The sequence below is a fragment of the Clostridium sp. MSJ-8 genome (genome assembly GCF_018918325.1).
In the GTDB taxonomy this organism is placed as follows: Bacteria; Bacillota; Clostridia; order Clostridiales; family Clostridiaceae; genus Clostridium.
The window spans coordinates 46,580-66,262 of sequence record NZ_JAHLQH010000053.1; the positions used below are offsets into that span (position 1 = coordinate 46,580).

Consider the following 19,683-nt stretch of genomic DNA (forward strand, 5'->3'; position numbering starts at 1 on the left):
AAATATGTTTACTGTTAATGTTTTGGAGAGAAGAGATAATAAAATTTTATATATTAAAGAAATTAATAATAGTATATTGATCAATAAAGATGAAAAATTAAAAGAAGGAATATATCAATTATCAGTTGATGAAATATTAGAAATAATAAAAAGAAATGCTAGTGCTGAATATGATAAATTTAATAAAATAATAATGAATTATATTTCTAAAAGTAATATCAAAATGGATACACCTCCAAAGGATTATTCAGTATATATTTTATGTATGCATCCATCAAGAAATTGTAATTTGTCATGTAAATATTGTTTCGCAAAAGAAGGAGAAAAATATTTACCTAAAGAAGGCATAGATATTAAAACTGCCCAGAAAGCTATAGATTTTTTAGTTGATGATTATGGAAGAAAAGGTATAAAGTATCAAGTAGATATATCAGGTTCAGGAGAACCATTATTGAAATTTGATTTTATAAAGAAATTAGAAGAATATTGTGAAGAGAAAAGTAATGAAACGGGAAAAGAAATAAAAATAACATTTCCAACTAATGCTACATTATTAAATGATGAAATGGTTAATTATTTTAATAATGAGTCTAATATTCTAATAGGAATAAGTTTAGATGGTAATGCAAGACAATCTGCTAATAGACTTCTTCAAGATGGACGTGATGCTTATAGTAGTATAGTAAAAGGTGCAAAATTATTAAATAGACCTTTTGGTATTGCTGTTACAATAACACACATAAATGAAGATGTTGATGAAGTGTATGATCATTTGTATAATGAATTTCCTAAAGCAGATTCTATAAGCATGCAATTTGTTAGAAATTATGATCTAGATTCAAACATATCTTTTTATAAGATAGACATAGATAACGTAATATATCATTATGAAAAATTAGTAGATAGATTGTTTATGAAAATTAATAATTCTGATTATGAGTATGTATTGAAATTATTAAGAGGTGCAGATACATTTGGAAAATATATTTATAGATGTTTAAATAGGGGAGTTATAAGAAATCAGAGATGTGGAGCAGGAAAAGGAACAATATGTGTTGATGATAATGGAGATATATATTCATGTAGTGTAGCAAATGGTGATGAATATTTCAAAATAGGTAGCATACAAGAAGGAATTGATGAGGAAAAACAATTAAAATTTAAAAAAGCAAATGTTAATGAAAGTGTATCTTGTAGAAAGTGTTGGGGAGCATACATTTGTGGAGGAGAATGTTTAGTAAAAGCATATTTAAGTAATAAAAATATATATGAACCTAATAAAAAAATATGTGAACTTAAGTTAAGATTAATTGAAATTGCAGTATACTTTGTTGAAAAACTAAAGCATGATAATATTGAAGCGTATAATTATTTGAGAAAGTTTAAAGTTGATAGCACTAGAGACGACACAAGCTTATGGGTTATTCATAAGTATTTAAAAAGCAGGAATATATATGTTACTTATAAGGAATTAATGAATAATGCCAAAAGAACATCATATGGATTTAGAGCTAATGACTTAGTTGACTATGTGAAAAAATATGATGAAAATTTACATGTAATAAAAATTAATAATGTAGATGAATATTCTAATATTACATATCCAGCAATAGCATATGTTAATAAAAATAAATATTACTATCAGTATTTATTTATAAATGATATGAGAGATGGAAATATAGAATTAATAGATATAAAAAATGATAATGTAATAAAAGTTCCAATTAAATATTTTTGTGAGGAAATTTCTAACATTATTATGTTTAGTTAGTTTTTTTACTACAAATACAAATTAATTTAAAGGTGAAGAATAATGAAATTATCTAAAAAATATCCATATGTTAAACAAATGGATGATAATGATTGTGGGCCAGCATGTTTAGCAACAGTCTTGAAGTATTATAAGTATAAAATATCTATAACAAGACTAAGAGAAATATGCAAAACAGATATTAACGGTACAACTATGTTAGGCTTAATTAAAGCAGCGCAAAAGTTAGGCTTTTCTGCAAAGGGGGTTAATGGAAAAGGGATAAAAGCATTAAAAAGTAATTTTCCAAAGCCCGCTATAGCACATGTTATATATGGTGATGGAGTAAGGCATTATGTTGTTTTGTATGAAGTAACAGATAGTAAAGTTATAGTTGCTGATACTGGCAGAGGTATTATTACTTATAGCATAGAGGAATTCTTAAAAATATGGAGTGGTAAACTAATATTTTTAATTCCTCCAAGTGAATTTAAAGAGAATGAATATAAAAATCCGTATATAAGATTTGTAAAGCTGATAAGTATGCAGAAGAAATTAATTATATCAATTTTTTTTGCATCTTTATTTATAGCTATACTGGGTATTTTAGGGAGTTTTTATTATAAGATATTAATAGATAATGTTATACCTAATAATTTATATAATAAGTTAAAATTTGTTTCTATAACTATGATATGTATTGTATCGCTAAAGACAATTATTGAATTATTACGTAATATACTACTATTATTTATTTCCAAGAATATAGATGTTCAATTATTATTAGGATATTATAGCCATATATTAAAATTACCTATGGAATTCTTTGAATCAAGAGATGTAGGAAGCATAATTTCAAGGTTTAATGATGGTGTAAAAATAAGAGATGCAATAAGTTCAACTGCTGTAACTGTATTTCTTGATACTCTTATGGCTGTTGTAGGAGGAATAATATTATATAGGTTGAGCGGAATAATGTTCTTTGTTTGTTTTATACCGATAGTAATTTATTTGTTCCTAGTTGTTAAATTCAAATCTAAAATAGAAGAAAGCAATAGAGATGTTATGGAAAATAATTCAAAAGTAACTTCTTATTTAGTGGAATCCATTGAAGGAGTTGAAGTTATTAAATCCTATAATTCAGAAGAATATAATGTAAGAAAATTTAAAAAAAGATTTAATTACTATATGGAGTCTTTGTTTAAAAATGGTTTTATTCTAAACATTCTAGAATCCTTAAAGGGAATAACAAAAGTTGTATTTGGAATTTGTATACTATGGTTAGGAGCATATTTAACTCTTAAAGGTCAGGTAACAGTAGGAACATTTATTAGTTTTAATGCTTTATTGGCATATTTTATTGAGCCTATAGAAAGAGTAATTAATTTGCAATCTCAGATACAAAGTGCAATGGTAGCTGCTGATAGATTAGGGCAAATATTAGATTTACAAATTGAAAGTTATAAAAATGATAGGAAGAGTTTGTCTTTGGCAGGAGATATTATTTTTGAAAATATTACATTTAGATATGGATTTAGAAGAATTATTTTACAAGATTTCAATTTACATATAAAGAATAAAGAAAGAATAGCACTAGTTGGGGAAAGTGGTTCTGGAAAAACTACCATAGTAAAAATTCTTATGAAATTTTATGAAATTGAAAAAGGTAAAATTACAATAAATTCTAATGATTTAGTGGATATTTCACCAAGACAATTACGAAATCGAATTGCATATATATCTCAAGAATCTTATTTTTTCTCTGGAACAATTAGAGAAAATTTATTAATAGGAAATAATGATGCTAGTGAAGAAGATATGGTAAATATATGCAAGAAGGTATTTATTCATGATTATATTATGAGTCTTCCAAAAAAATATGATAATGTTTTATCAGAAAAAGCTATGAACTTATCAGGGGGACAAAGACAAAGACTAGCTATTGCAAGAGCTTTGTTGAAAAAACCTGATATATTGATTATGGATGAGGCTACATCAAATTTAGATTCTATAACAGAGAAGGCTTTAGAAAAAACTATTAATGAATGTACTAATGGTATAACAACAATAATAATAGCACATAGATTAAGTACAATAAAAAATTGTGACAGAATCTTTGTAATTGAAGATGGACAAATTATAGAAGAAGGATCTCATGAAGAGTTATTAAATAATAAAGGTGAATATTGCTATATGTGGAATAAGCAATTTTCATAAAATAATAACGTTTTAAAGAAATAATATCATTCTATTTTAAATGTATTTTTTACTGACATAATTTATTTGATATGATAAAATGTAATGATGAAATATTAGAAATAAAATTATGAAGGGAGATTACTTAGATAGTAGACATTTCACATTATTATATGTAATGTGAATTTATCTATGTTTAGGTAGCAGATTTTTATGAATAAAATAACAGATGATATTTTGTGTAGAGTAGAGAAACCTTCTAGGTATATAGGTGGAGAGCTTAATGAAGTAATCAAGGACATGGGTTCAGTTGACGTTAGATATGCTTTTTGTTTCCCAGATGTATATGAAGTAGGAATGTCACATTTAGGAACTAGAATTTTATATCATACGATTAATCAGAGAGATGATGCGTATTGCGAGAGAGTGTTTGCACCATGGCCTGATATGGAAAAAGAACTTAGAGATAATAATATATCATTATATTCATTAGAAACTAAGACTCCCCTTAATGAGTTTGATATGATAGGATTTACATTACAATATGAGATGAGTTATACAAATATATTGAACATGTTAGATATGTCAGGAATCAAAATAAGAGCTAAGGATAGAGGAAATGACGATCCTATAATTATGGCAGGAGGCCCTTGTGCATATAATCCAGAACCTTTATATGGAGTTATAGACTTCTTTCAATTAGGTGAAGGAGAAGAGATGATGAATGATGTCATCGATGTTTATATTAAACATAAAAAAAGTGGCAAATGGAATAAAGAAGCATACCTTAGAGAAATATCACATATAAGAGGTATATATGTTCCATCATTATATGATGTTTCTTATAATGATGATGGTACTATTAAGGAATTTAAACCCAAATATGATGATGTACCTCAAAAGGTAAGAAAGAGAATAATAGAGAATTTTGATCAAGTTGATTTTCCAACTGATATTATAGTTCCTTATACTGATATAGTACATGATAGAGTTGTATTAGAAACATTTAGAGGATGTACTAATGGATGTAGATTCTGTCAAGCAGGAATGATATATAGACCAGTTAGAGAAAAGTCAAGAGAAACTCTTGTTAAGCAAGCTAGAGAAATGATAAATAATTCAGGATATCAAGAAATATCATTATCATCATTAAGTACATGTGATTATTCTGATATACAAGGCCTTATTAAGGATCTTATGGAAGAGCATAGTGCAAATAAAGTAGCTGTAGCTTTGCCATCAATAAGAGTAGATGCTTTTTCAGTAGATTTAATTAAGGAAATTCAGAAAGTAAAGAAAACTGGATTAACATTTGCACCAGAAGCAGGATCTCAAAGAATGAGAGATATAATTAATAAAGGATTAACAGAAGAAAGAATATTAGAAGCAGCTAAAAGTGCATTTGAAGCAGGATGGAGTACAATTAAATTATACTTTATTATAGGACTTCCATATGAAGAATTATCTGATTGTAGTGCTATAGGTGAATTAGCACATAAGATTCAAGATCAATATTTTGAAACACCTAAAAATATACGTAAAAAAGGATTAAAGATTACAGTTAGTACTTCTATATTAGTTCCAAAACCATTTACACCATTCCAATGGGCGAAGATGACTAGAATAGATGAAGTTGATGATAAGATAAATGCAGTAAAAGAATCGATTCATTCAAGAAGTATTATATATAACTATCATGAACAAAAAACCTCATATATGGAAGCTGTTTTTGCAAGAGGAGATAGAAAATTATGTGATGTGTTAATAAAAGCTTTTGAAAAAGGCGCAAAATTTGACGGATGGTCAGAATATTTTGATTTTGATATATGGAGAGAAGCGTTAGAAGAATGTAATGTTTCAGGAGATTTCTATGCATATAGAGAAAGAGATTATGATGAGATACTTCCATGGGACTTTATAGATATAGGAGTTAATAGAAAGTATCTTCAGAATGAAAATGAAAAAGCTAAAAGGGCAGAATTAACACAAAATTGTCGTAAGGGATGTACAGGATGCGGCATAAACGTTAACTTTAAGGAGGCAAAATGTTTTGAAGGTGCGATACTTAATCAAATTCACTAAAGAAAGTAATATCAAATTCATAGCACATCTTGATTTGATGAGAACAATACAAAAAGTAATAAGAAGAACAGATCTTCCTGTTGAATATTCAAAGGGATTTAATCCACATATAGAAATGTCTATAGCACAACCTCTATCAGTAGGGGTATACTCTTCAGGAGAATATATGGATTTGATTTTAGAAGAGGATATTAATGAACAAGAAGTAATAGATAAGTTAAATGCTAAGACAGCATCAGGAATCAAATTCTTGTTAGCAAAGAAATTCTATATAATAGAGAATGAGAGAAGATTACCACAATCTATGGCATTGATAGATGCTTGCAGATATACAATTATGATAAAATATGAAAATGTAGATAATCTAGAAGATCAGATGGAGGAATTATTAAATAACCCTGATTGGACTACTATAAAGAAGAGTAAGAAAGGTGAAAGAGAATTAAATATTAGACCTTTAATATTTGATTTTAAGTATTGGATTAAAGACAATAATTTGGTAATTAACACTCAATTAAGATCTGGAAGTAAGGAACATTTATCAGCAGATGTAGTTGTTAGATATATAAAAGAAAAAACTACTAATGTAAATAATAAAGCTTTTGTAGATATAAGAAGAGAAGAAATGTATTTTTATAAAGAGGATAAATTATTACCATTATATGAGATAAAGTAGGTGTATTCTTAAATGAGGGAAATAATAGTTGAGAGAAGTTCAGAGATACTTAGAATAGCAATTAGACATAAAGGAAAGCTTCAAGAGATAATAGTTGAAGAAGAAAAAAATGGCCCTATAGCTGGAGAGATATATAAAGGAAGAATAAGAAATATAGTAGGAGCTACTAATTCTGTGTTTGTAGATATAGGTTCAGACAAAGATGTATATCTATATTATAGCAATGAACTAAAGAAACAGAATATAAAAAAAGGCGATGAAGTAATAGCAGAAATAGTCAAAGAACCCTTAGGAGAAAAAGGTGCTAAGGCTACTACAAATTATGCTCTTCCATCAAAAAATTTAATATTAGAAAGCAAAGGGCAAGGAATAGAATTCTCTAAAAGATTCAAAGATGAAGTAAAAAAAGAGATAATATCTGCAGAATTAGGTGAAATAGATGGTGCTAAGCTTATAGTAAGAACTAATGCATCAGATGTAAGTATAGATGAATTGTTGTATGAAAGAAAGATTCTTGAAGAGGAATATTTAGAAATTAAGAGAAAAGAAAAATATTCTGGTAAGATAGGAAAGGTATATGGAGATAATCTTGCATTAAGTAAGGTCTTAAGAGATAAGATAGATTTAGAGCCTACAAGAGTTATTGTTGATACTGAAGAGGATTATGAATTTGCAAGAGCATATCTTAAGAATCAAGATAATGTAAAGATAGTATTATTTGATGAAGAAATAGGTATATTTGATAATTATGATATTGATAGAGAATTAATTAAACTAAGACATAATAAGGTAGTTCTTCCTTGTGGTGGGTCAATTATAATTGAAAAAACTGAAGCGATGTATGTAATAGATGTAAATAGTGGAAGAAATATAAAGGAACGTAATTTTGAAAAAACTATTTTAGAAACTAATTTAGAAGCAGCAAGAGAAATAGGAAAACAGATATTATTGCGTAATCTTAGTGGAATAATTGTTATAGATTTCATAGATCCAAGAGAAAAAGCACATAAAGCGCAAATAATGCGTGAATTAAAAGAATCATTACAAGATGATATTGGGAATATAATGATATTTCCATTTACTGATTTAAATTTAGTTCAGATATCTAGAAAAAGAAGAGGTAAGAGTATATATGAGTATATGGAAGAAGAATGTCCATTATGTAAAGGCAATAGTAGACTTCTTAAATTATCTTATATAGAAGAACTTATTTGTAATGAGATAAAAAAATATTCTAGTCAAAATGGTATTAATAAATTCCTTATAGAGCTAGAAGAGTGTTATGAGGAAAGAGTTAAAGGTGATATAGTATTATTTCTTCAGAATATAGATGCTTTAGATAAAGAAATATACATCAATTATATAAGAGGTGTAGATGGGTATAGAGTGGAGCCTCTTATATTTCAAAACCAACAGAAAAATATAGAAAAGTACAAAATAATTTTATAATTCTATTTTAATTTATTAAGCTACCTTTAAGGTTCGTTTTATATTATATGTACAATAAACATTATTGTGATAGAAATATAGAGGATGTGATATAAATTGAAACGAAAAAGGGTACTTATAGTAATATTATTTATAGGATTAATTACAGCTATATTAGGAACAATTTGTTATAGTAAATTAAAAAAGGATACTAAGCTAGAAGAGACAATTAACATAAAAGAAGAACGTGCAAGAATAAAGGAAATTTATACAGAAGAATATCAACAAACAGTTAGTAACAAGTTAGATAAAGAAAAAAGTATAGGAGATTTCGATGAAGAAAATATGTTCATTGTTTCTAATCCATATGGAACTAATACTTTATCACTTTATGTGTATTTCAAAACAGATGTAGCTGCAATGATATCTTATAAAGTATCTGTAGAGGATGAGGATATAGCAGATTTTGAAGCTATACCAACAGGTGAAGATACTGCTACAAATGAACATGAATTTCAAGTTATTGGACTTGTACCTAATTGTACCAATAAAGTAACATTTACAATCAAGTACAAAGACGGAAGCAAAAAAATTAGCACTTATAATTATAATCCTGGGTCAACACTTGGTGATGAAGAAACTAAACTTTCGGTGACAGAGGTTCAGAAAAATTGTGAAGAAGAATTAAGTGATGGATTATATGTTATTTTGGGAAATGACAGTGATGATTTAGATTTTATGTACTACTATGACAATAATGGTGTCTTAAGAGGTGAGATACCTATTATAGGGTATCGTAGTCATAGAATTCTGTTTCAAGATAACATGATGTATTATAGTATTTCCACTACAAAGATTGCAGCTGTTGATGGTCTAGGAAAGGTACAAAAAGTCTATGATACAGGAAAATATAAATTACATCATGATTATTCATTTGATGATGATGGCAATATTGTGGTATTAGCAACAGATACTGAAAGCGATACTGTAGAAGATAGAATTATTCGTATAGATAAGGATACAGAAGAAATAATAGATGTTTTTGATTTAGCTGAGGTATTTGGAGAATACAAAGAAAAATTTACAGATTCAGATACAGATGATTTAGATTGGATGCATATAAATACATTACAGTGGATTGGAAATGAAACAGTAATATTAAGTTCAAGAGAGACATCCTCTATTATTAAAATCTCTAATTTATTTACAGAGCCAAAGATTGATTATATAATTGGAGAAGAAAATTTCTGGAATACAACTGGATATGAAGAACTAGTTCTTAAAAAAGATGAAAGTAAAGGAGATTTTTCGGGAACAGGTGGACAACATACTGTTACTTATGAAGAATCTGATGAATTATCAGAAAATCAATATTATTTATATATGTTTGATAATAATTTAGGAATTAGTGAATCAAGAAGTTATGATTGGACTCAAATTGAGGGCATTGCTACATCAATAACTGAAGATTCTAATTCATATTATTATAAATATTTAGTAGATGAAAATAAAAAAACATATACATTAGTAGAGTCATTTTCAGTTCCATTTTCACCATATGTAAGTAGTGCACAAGAATATGAAGGTAATATAATAATTGATTCAGGAATGCAAGGTATATTTGGAGAATATGATAATAATGGTAATTTATTAAGACAGTATAGTATGAAATTATCTGATCGTTTTATATATAGAGTTTATAAATATGATTTTAAAGGAATACTGTTTAGCTAGTTTAGAAAAAATATTTTATAATCTTTAATTTAAAGATTATAAAATATTTTTTAACGTATAGGAAAGTTTATAGAATTCAAAACTGTGGATAAGTAGCTTAAACCTAGCATTTATTTTAAATATTAATAAAAATAGAAAAATATTGACATAATATAAGAACTGAGGTATAACTTAAACATAGTATTTTAGTAGGAAAACAGTAAAATATAATAATATTGCTTGAAATTCCAATTAATATATACATTTTATATAATATACACAGGCGGTGAGAGTAGAATGAAGATATCAACTAAGGGGAGATATGCTTTAAGACTAATGCTAGATTTAGCAGAAGGAAATCCAGATGAATATATCAAAATAAAAGATATATCGAAGAGACAAGGAATATCAGATAAATATTTGGAACAAATTGTAACTGTACTAAGTAGAGCGGGATATGTTAGAAGCGTTAGAGGGGCAAATGGTGGATATAAACTTGCCAAAGATCCTAAGGATTATACAGTTGGGATGATTTTAAGATTAACAGAAGGAAGCTTAGCACCTGTTGATTGTTTGAAGTATGATGACAATGATTGTAGTAGATTTGATACTTGTGCAACAGTAGAAGTGTGGAGAAAGATGGATGAAGCTATATCTAATGTTATAGATAGCTATACACTTGAAGATTTGGTTAGTATTCAAAAGAACAAAGAAAAACTAAAAATAGTAAAGTAATTGTATAATTATTATGTTAAAGTAGAAGTTACTAAGATAACATTATCTTAGTAACTTTTTTACTCTTTAGGAAATTATATTTTGTTTGTAGTTGATAGATATAGAGATAAATAATGTTAGAGCATACTACCTAGTATCATTCTATTTTAATTTTATTCTTTCAGTGGTATAGTATAATGTGAATAAGTAGGTGGAAATGATGAAAAAACTAAAATTAATAATTATATTTATAGTAATTATAATATTACTTACTATTGGAGCTTTTTTTGGTATTAAAATATTTCAAAATAATGATGAAAAAGTTACATTAAGGACTAAAAATGATTGTGTTACTGTTAATGTTGATGAATATATGAATAAAGACAAATTTTTAAAATCTATTAAGATAATAGAGAAAGATCAAAAAGGAAAAGAAAAGGAATTTACCTTAGAGGATTGTGATATAGATTTTGAATCATATGGATGGATTACTGTAAATAATAATAAATTGTGCATTAATAAGAAAGGCATACATAAGTTAAGGGCAACAAAAGATGGAGGTTTTGTAGAAGTAATATTTTTATCGAAAAAATTGTCTGAAAAAAATTATGTAATATATGAAGAAAATTTTGATGAAGTGCAAGAGGGGTTATTACCAAACGGGTGGAGTAAGTTTAAAAATACTATGACATATAGTGCTTATGTATCTAATGGAGAATTTATACTAAATAGTTTGGGATTAAATGAGGCAAAAGGAATATCTCTTCCTAGTTATTTAAGTTATTTTAGTAATTATTCTATAACAGCTGATGTGACTATGGAGGAAGCTGATGAAGGTTCTAAATGGTTTGGAGTTATGTTTAGAGTTAAGGATTTTTATAAAAAACAATATTATCAAATGACTGTTAGGAAAGATTTGTCGCTAAATAATGGTATTGAATTTGCTTCTTGTTCAAAAGATAAATGGAATATAATTGATTATGATTCTTATAATATGAAACTTGATAATGATAAAAAGCATAAAATAACAATAAAAGCTTATAATAATTGCATTCAAGAGTATATTGATGGAGAACTTATCATTAATTATAATAATGCACAAGTTTATAATAAAGGTGGAATAGGAATTCAATGTAAAGGTGCAAAGATAAAATTAGATAATATAAAGGTTATATATCAAGGAGAAAAATTATCTAAAAAAGATTCTGATAAATATGTAGATGTTCAAGAAATAACAGATAAGATAAGTACTGCACCAACAAGTTGTATAGAAGTTAAGCATAAAGAAGATATGGAAATATTGATAGAAGACTTACTTCCAGCTAACATATTAGCTAATATAAATAATAATTGTAAAGTTGTTGATGAAGATGGAAATGAAATATATACATTAGATGAATTTTTTAACGCTATATCAAATAAGATAATTCCAGTTTTATCAATTAATGATATGGGGGCAGCACAAGCTGTTATAAATTATTTACAGGAAAATAAAATAACTGATGTTACAATAATGTCTGAAGATTCTAATATAATTAAATATATTAGAGATGAGTATCCTATTATAAGAGGTATGCTTAAAATTAATGACAGCCAAAAATTATCTCAAGCTAGAAGAAAAGAGATATTGATGAATGCAAATGAATGTAATGCAAAAATTATATATTTTAATGAAGAAGTATTAGATAAAGATACAGTTACATATTTTCAAAAAAGATTAGCTACTGTATGGGTGAATACTACAAATGATGCGACATTAGAAGATGATATATATAAACTTATTAGCATTGGAGTAAATGGAATTAAAACATGTGATTTTAATACATTAGTAAAGTGTTATAACAATTATGATGAAGATACATTGGTTAGAACACCATTTATAATAGGTCATAGAGGAATTCCGTCTATTGCTCCTGAAAATACATTAGATAGTTTTAGATTAGCATATGAAAATGGTGCAGATATAATCGAAAGCGATGTGTATATAACAAGAGATAATCAAATAGTTATAATGCATGATGATACATTAACTAGAACTACTGATGGAACTGGGTATGTAGAAAATTATACACTAGCAGAACTTAGGAAGCTTAATGCTAATATGCAGTTTATAGATCAATATCCTAAAGAAAAAATTCCTACATTAAAGGAGTATCTTGAGGAATTTAAAGATAAAGACGTAGTTCATTTCATTGAAATTAAAAGTGAAAGACCAGAAATAATAATAAAATTAAAGCAAATGATAAAAGAAGAAGGAATGGAAGATCAAGTTGTTCTAATATCTTTTGATAAAACTCAACTACAGAGAGTTAATAAATTAATGCCGTGGGCTTCAGTTGGAATATTAAGTCGTATACTTGCAAGTACTGACATAGGGCAATCATTATACTATATATTTACTACAACTCAAGCTATAAGTTCTACATTTAATCCTAGTTTTAGTTGTATGAACTCAGAAACATTAGAAGCATTAAAACATAGAGGAATGACTGTATGGCCATGGACATATAATAACTATGCGGATTTTAAAAAACATTTTAAAATGGGTATATATGGAATGACCACTAATTATTCTAATTGGGCAAAGGATTTTATAAGATATGTGCCAATTACAGATAAAGAAATAGATATAAATGTATGGGAAGAAAAGAAAATAGATGCTAAAGGAATTAATTATTTAGGTGAGAGTGTAAATATTGATTATGATATAATTCCAATACAGAAAAAGAATACTATATTGATTGATGGAAATGTTATAACTGGATATAGTAAAGGTGATATAAGGGTTATGATAAGAGCTAAAGTTAAATTTGATAAGAAGTATGATTCTCATGATGCAAAAGAAGATAATTTTTATTATATATATAGTGAACCTATTATTATTCATGTTCATGATAATCAAAATTAAAAAAGATTTAATAAGCTTGTTTTAAAAAAGTATTGCAATAATTTAATAAAATAAATATTATAATTATAGTTCAATACGTATATACAATAAAGATAAGGAGACAATTGATGAAAGATAGATATTATTATGAAAAAGAGATAGAAAGATGTTATTTTGAATACATTGAAGAACAATTTATAAAGGTAAAAGAAGATATAGACTACACATCAATTAGAGAATTAGTATCAACATTAAAAAAAGAAATAATAATAGATATGTGTAAGCAACTAGAAATAAAGGGATATTCAAAATTAACAAAAGACAAACTTATAGACTTTTTAGTTGATGGAATATGTAATAATAAAGAAAAAATACTAAAGAGATTATCATATAAGGAATTATTATTTTTAGATGATATTATCAAATATGAAAAAAATAAATTTGAATTTGACTTGGAAAAATTATCTGTAATTGGCTCATTAGCATCGCTTGGAATAGTGTATAGGATAAAAGATAAAGATAATAAATATATTGTAGTGCCTAATGAATTAAAATCAGCTATAAAAAATATATTGCAAGATAAAGAATATATTGAATATATTAGAGAAGTATCTGAGGGTACTTATTATTTAGATGGTTTAATGGCTCATTATGGTGTTATATCTGGTAGTGATATATATAAAATATTAGATGAAGTAAAGCCTAAGGTATTAAAAGAAGGATATATGGAATTCTATTGTGATTATATATTTAGAAGTTATGAAGTTTTTACAGATGCAGGATATTTAATACATCCTTATGCATTTGCACCAGAAGATATTATAAGTGAGATTCATGTGAGAAAGAATATAAATTATGATTTTAATAATATTGATTATTTTGTATCTTTAGGAAAAGATTATTCGTTTGAATATAGAGAGAAAGTTACAGATGTATCTAGACTTCTTAAAGCTAAAAATGTAGATGACGATAGAATATGTAATATAATTAAGAAATTAGTTTATTATATTAAGAATGATATGGGTGCTATGTCATTAGTTGAGATGTTACAAAATAACAATATAGAGATAGGGGAATCGGAAGATGAACTAGTAAATGCTATTGCTGGTGTAATTAATAATACACCTATGTGGATATTAAAAGGATTAACTAGCATTGAATTGGATCGAATGAGAAAGACAACAATAGTTAAAGAAAAGACTCCAGGTAGAAATGAACCATGTCCATGTGGAAGTGGCAAGAAATATAAAAAATGTTGTGGTAAAAATTAAATAGTATAAAAAAACATATAAAAAAGCAATCTATTCTTTTCTACAAGGATAGATTCTTTTTTTTACATTTATACAATAAAATATTTAACGTGAATATCAAATTTCTCTAAAAATAGTCTATAAAATTAGAATTCAAAAAAAATAAACAAAATTAAGTCGAATGTGAAGGAAATGTGAATTGAAAAAGAAGAGGAAATATATTTTTTTTTGAAAACATTTTTAGAAATAAACTTGTAAGAATGTTGGATAATTAAGGGATAGAACATAATGAAGTTATAGAATGATTTAAAAAGAAAAAAGTTTACAGTAAGAAATTGTAAAGAAATTATTGAAAAAATATGAATATGATGTTAATATATTTATATAAAATAAATAAGGGAAAATATTCTATGAAATAATATATTTGGATTTATATAATAACTAATTTTTGAAAGGGGAATTTAGAATGGGCAAGAAATCTGAAGGTATAAAAAAAGAATGTAGCAGAGCCAAATTATATGTTGGTATATTTTTATCTGTTATGCTTATTGCTATGTTAGCTATAGAATTTATTCCAAGGGGTGTAGTTGCACATAGTGAAAGTACAATAGTTAAAGATGATAGTGGTAAAGAGATGTTTACTGTTCCGGCAACATTTTATGATTATAGAAGCGATAGTGAATTATATAGTAGTGATGGAAAGATAAATAATTGTGAGAATGATAAATTTGATCATTATGCATTTGAGGAGTTTAATGAATATATTGCTGATTATTATAAGAATAATAATATGAGTGTTCCATTATATTTTGGGGATTTTTGCAATTATGATGAAGATAATAAAGGTGCCGACTTAACAAAAGGAGTACCAGGTTCAGCAACTTATGATTTTAAGTGGGTAGCCAATAGAGCTAATAGAAATGATTATTCAGCAGCTGTTGCAGGATTAGTTGATAGTAACTTAACTAATGGAAATATATCTAAAGATGGCGTTGCATTACCATATTTTAATGAAGAATATTTAACATCAACTAAGGTAAATGGTCGTTCAATAGGTACTGCTGTAACATCAGTAATGCCATTTAGATTAACAGAAGATAATGGTGTTCAATATTATGAATTTAACAGTAATGGTGGGAAAGATAACATATGGTTTGATAATGGACAATTAAAATATTCAAGTAATGCTGATAAACATGGCGTATGGAATGCTATATATGCAATGACTGGACAAGGAAAGGCTCAAGGAGTAACAGATGGTATTGGTTTCTTCCCATTTAATAATAGAGAAGTAGAAGGAACTAATGATGATAGAAGTTTATTGAATTTTGGATTTGGGGTAAAGATGGATATAAACTTCAAAGTTCCTAGAGGTGGAGTTGTAAAAGATAACAATGGCAATAGTCAAGATGTAGTATTTGATTTTGAAGGTGATGACGATGTTTGGGTATTCGTTGATGGTAAGCTTGTACTAGACCTTGGAGGTCAACATAAAGGTAGTAAAGGTAGTATTAATTTCAATAGTAACAAACTATATAGTATTGCAAATTCTGTAATTACTAATGTAAATGATGACTTAAATCAAGGTGCTACTTATAATAAACAAGTTAGTTTATCAGATTTAGGATTAGATTTTACTGATCCTACTGAAGAACATAAAATAACAATGTATTATATGGAACGTGGTATGATTGAGTCTAATATGAAGGTTAAATTTAACTTTATTAACACAGATACATTAGCATTAGAGAAGAATGTTGATACATCAAATGTTAATAGTGCATTAGTAAACGAAGTAAAAGATATAGCTTCAAATGATGACTTTGATTTTACTATAGAAAAGAAAGAAGGTAGTGAATTAAAGCCTGTTGCTAACAAAAATTATATTATGAGTGGAAGTGAAAACTCTGATAATTTAATAACAGATGCTAATGGTAAGCTTACATTAAAGGATGGGCAACAAGCAGAATTTATAGCAGAGTTTAAGAAAAATGATATTTTAAGAATTTGTGAGGGGGACAATGATAAATATACAACTAATGCAGTTATATATAGTGGTGATAATGTAATAAAAACAATAGATGGTAAAGATACAGGAGAATTTACATTCTCAACAGATAATGCTAGGGATGTATTTAAGAAGATAATATATACAAACAAAATAAATACTGGATCAATAAATATTAATAAGAAACTTTCACAATATGCAGAAGATAATATTAATGGTTCAGGTGATGTGGTCTTCTCTTTCCAAGTTAAGCTTAAAAATATTTGGGGAAATAACAATGGAAGTGAGTATACAGCTTATCCAGTTAAATATACAGTGGGTGGAAAGACTAAGACTGCAAAAGATGGAATAGTAAAGATTAAAGCAGGTGAAACAGCAAGTATTACAGGAATTCCAGTTGGTACAAGCTATACAATAGAAGAAATAAATATACCAGAAGGATATGAACTTGCAGAAAGTAATAATACTGAAGGAACTGTAACAGCAGATAGTAGTAGTAAGAATGTAATGTTTTTAAATGGAACTACTAAATACAACCTAATATTACAGAAAACTATAGACAATAAATACTATAAATCAGATGATAAATTTAGTAACAATGAAACATACGAAGATTTAACTAGTTGTAATCAAAGTTTCTTGTTTACTATTAACCAATATGATTTAAGCGGTAATTATGTAAAGACATTCTATGAAGTAATAAGCTTCGATAAGAATGATGGATTAACTAAACAAAGAGTTATAAGTGATTTACCAGCAGGATATTATGAAGTAATAGAAGATACTTCATGGTCATGGAAGTATAAGTTTAAAAATGTAACTGTTACACCGAAAGCAGAACAAACTGAAGTTAAATATGATAGGAAAAATGCAAAAGTAAGTAAAGTTTATTTAGGATATAAGATAAAAACAACACCAGTAGTTGAATTTAAAAATGCATTGAAGTATACAAATAAAACACATGATGAGACACCTGAAGGAGATACAGATATAGAAACTAATACATTAAAAAACAATTAGGTGATTAAGATGAAAGCAATTAATGTAATATCAAAAATCTTAAAATATATAGTAATAATAATAGTAATAGCTATGATAACAACGTTAGTTATACCCAAGTTTATTGGATATACACCTTACACAGTTATAACTGGAAGTATGGAACCTAAGTATCATGTAGGCTGTGTAACTTATGTAAAGCCAGTGGCTTTTGACGAATTAAAAGATGGAGATGTTATTACCTTCACTACAGGATCACTTACAGTGACTCATAGAATAGTGAGCGTAGATAAAGAAAATCAAACTGTAATAACCAAAGGAGATGCCAATAACACAGAAGATGGTTCAATTTCTTATGGCAATATAAGAGGAAGAGCAACTAATTTCTCAATACCATATTTGGGATATGCAATTGTATGGGTTAGTACAGTAAAAGGCAAAATTTTATTATTAGTTATATTAGCTGGTTTGTCTGCTGCAAGCGCTATATTAAAGTCTCTTGCAAGTGAACAAAAGTAAGCTCATATATAAATATGAAAAGAGGTGATTTGATGATTAAAAAGCACAAGATAGCAATAAGTGTTGTAGGAATACTTATTATATCAGCAGCAGTGTTTGGATGTGTAAAAAACAACACGTTTGCATTCTTATCTCAGAACACTGAACAAAGACAAAATGATTTTTCACCAAAGAAATATACTGATGTTGAGATAGAAGAACCTAATGGAAATTCTTACATCATTGGTGTTGATGGAAAACTAGATCAAGAAAAAAAGGTAACATTTAATAATCCGGATAAAAGCAATAAAAATGAATATATAAGAGCTAAAGTGGTAGCCATTATAAGAAATGAAGATGGAAGTAATGCAGGAGAATGTCCAGACTTAAGCATACAATATTCATTAGATTACAATTGGGTTGAGAAGAATGGATATTATTATTACACTGATGTAGTTATACCTGGAAAGGGTACATCAGAGTTATTTTATGATATATCAGTTAAACAGAGTACTTTAGATACTCTAAAACCAGGACAATATATTGAAGTAAATGTTATAGCAGATTCAATTGAATCAACTAAAGTGATGGAAGCATGGGGACTTGATCCTAGTAAATTAAGTTAAAATTTTAAATTAAAAATATATTATTAACAGATTATTAAATTAAGTAAAGTTATTTTTAGGAGGTAATTATACATGAAAAAGGCAAAGAAAAAGATAGCAATGATAATAGCTACAATAGCAGTAGTAGCAGTAAGTTTTGGAGCAACTTATGCATTCTTAACAGATCAAACTAAAGAGGTACAAAATGAATTTACTCCAAATGATAATATTAAGGTTGAAATAGAAGAACCAAACTGGGATGGCGATGAAGATGGTGATGGACATTATGGTAAGAAAGATGCAGAAAACTATACAGCTGCACAATTAATTGAAAAAGACCCTTACCTTGTAAATGCATCAACTGCAGCTAATCATACAGACGAATATGTAGCAATGGAATTACATTATGAAATAAAAGGTACTGATGGAAGTATGCATGAAGTAACATATGCAGAATTCAATAAGTTAGCAACAGTTTACTATAAAGGTACAGAAGGATTTAATAGTGATTGGAAAGCATTAGCTGATTATGAAAATGGAGAAAATGATAGATTCTATTACGGAGATTTAACTGTATTAGAAAAAGATGCTAAGACTTCTCCAATATTTGATGAAGTAAAGATTAATCCAGCATTAACATTAAATCAATACGATGCAGAAGGTAACGTTGTTTTAGATGAATCAGGAAATCCTGTAGAAGCTAAATTAACTTTAACAGATATAAATGGAAACTCATTTACAACTAAAGGAATGCCTGAATTCCAAATCAAAGTTAAAGGTTTTGCAGTACAAGCTGATAATATAGAAATATCAGAAGCTAAAACTGAATTATTAAACTTAATGAAAGCAAACTAGATTAGAGAGTTATTGAAGTAGG

The 19,683-nt window shown here is 27.2% G+C and carries 13 protein-coding genes; all 13 read left to right on the top strand.

Features of this window, described 5'->3' with window-relative positions; translation table 11 throughout:
* Positions 1-4: 4 nt before the first annotated feature.
* The 13 genes from KQI77_RS12490 to KQI77_RS12550 all read left to right on the top strand — a co-directional run bounded on the left by KQI77_RS12490 (position 5) and on the right by KQI77_RS12550 (position 19,661).
* Entirely contained in the window at positions 5-1,771 is a 1,767-nt protein-coding gene (locus tag KQI77_RS12490; protein ID WP_216390769.1) for a radical SAM protein, read from the top strand.
* Positions 1,772-1,813: 42 nt separating this feature from the next.
* On the top strand, positions 1,814-3,967 hold the full coding sequence (locus KQI77_RS12495) for a peptidase domain-containing ABC transporter (RefSeq protein WP_216390770.1): 2,154 nt from the start codon (positions 1,814-1,816) through the stop codon (positions 3,965-3,967).
* A 192-nt stretch (positions 3,968-4,159) separates the two neighbouring features.
* Positions 4,160-6,028 carry a TIGR03960 family B12-binding radical SAM protein gene (locus KQI77_RS12500; RefSeq protein WP_216390771.1) on the top strand — a complete coding sequence of 623 codons (1,869 nt, stop codon included), beginning with the start codon at positions 4,160-4,162 and terminating at the stop codon, positions 6,026-6,028.
* Complete coding sequence (locus tag KQI77_RS12505; RefSeq protein ID WP_216390801.1) at positions 6,003-6,704, top strand: TIGR03936 family radical SAM-associated protein; 702 nt, start codon at positions 6,003-6,005, stop codon at positions 6,702-6,704. The genes KQI77_RS12500 and KQI77_RS12505 overlap by 26 nt, the downstream gene beginning before the upstream one ends.
* Before the next feature lie 12 nt (positions 6,705-6,716).
* Positions 6,717-8,153: a ribonuclease E/G gene (locus KQI77_RS12510; RefSeq protein WP_216390772.1), complete on the top strand. Its 1,437-nt coding sequence runs from the start codon at positions 6,717-6,719 to the stop codon at positions 8,151-8,153.
* A gap of 96 nt (positions 8,154-8,249) precedes the next feature.
* Entirely contained in the window at positions 8,250-9,866 is a 1,617-nt protein-coding gene (locus KQI77_RS12515; RefSeq protein WP_253289461.1) for an aryl-sulfate sulfotransferase, read from the top strand.
* A 276-nt stretch (positions 9,867-10,142) separates the two neighbouring features.
* Positions 10,143-10,580 carry an Rrf2 family transcriptional regulator gene (locus tag KQI77_RS12520; protein ID WP_216390773.1) on the top strand — a complete coding sequence of 146 codons (438 nt, stop codon included), beginning with the start codon at positions 10,143-10,145 and terminating at the stop codon, positions 10,578-10,580.
* Positions 10,581-10,779: 199 nt separating this feature from the next.
* A complete protein-coding gene (locus KQI77_RS12525; protein ID WP_216390774.1) occupies positions 10,780-13,467 on the top strand; it encodes a glycerophosphodiester phosphodiesterase family protein in 2,688 nt (895 codons plus the stop codon).
* Positions 13,468-13,574: 107 nt separating this feature from the next.
* Complete coding sequence (locus KQI77_RS12530; RefSeq protein ID WP_216390775.1) at positions 13,575-14,717, top strand: YecA family protein; 1,143 nt, start codon at positions 13,575-13,577, stop codon at positions 14,715-14,717.
* Positions 14,718-15,162: 445 nt separating this feature from the next.
* Positions 15,163-17,724, top strand: coding sequence for a fibro-slime domain-containing protein (locus tag KQI77_RS12535; RefSeq protein WP_216390776.1), 2,562 nt, complete (start codon positions 15,163-15,165; stop codon positions 17,722-17,724).
* A gap of 9 nt (positions 17,725-17,733) precedes the next feature.
* Positions 17,734-18,222, top strand: a complete 489-nt coding sequence (locus KQI77_RS12540; RefSeq protein ID WP_216390777.1) for a signal peptidase I — start codon at positions 17,734-17,736, stop codon at positions 18,220-18,222.
* Between the two features lie 32 nt (positions 18,223-18,254).
* A complete protein-coding gene (locus tag KQI77_RS12545) occupies positions 18,255-18,827 on the top strand; it encodes a hypothetical protein (RefSeq protein ID WP_216390778.1) in 573 nt (190 codons plus the stop codon).
* 72 nt (positions 18,828-18,899) lie between these two features.
* Positions 18,900-19,661, top strand: coding sequence for a hypothetical protein (locus KQI77_RS12550; RefSeq protein WP_216390779.1), 762 nt, complete (start codon positions 18,900-18,902; stop codon positions 19,659-19,661).
* Positions 19,662-19,683: the final 22 nt, after the last annotated feature.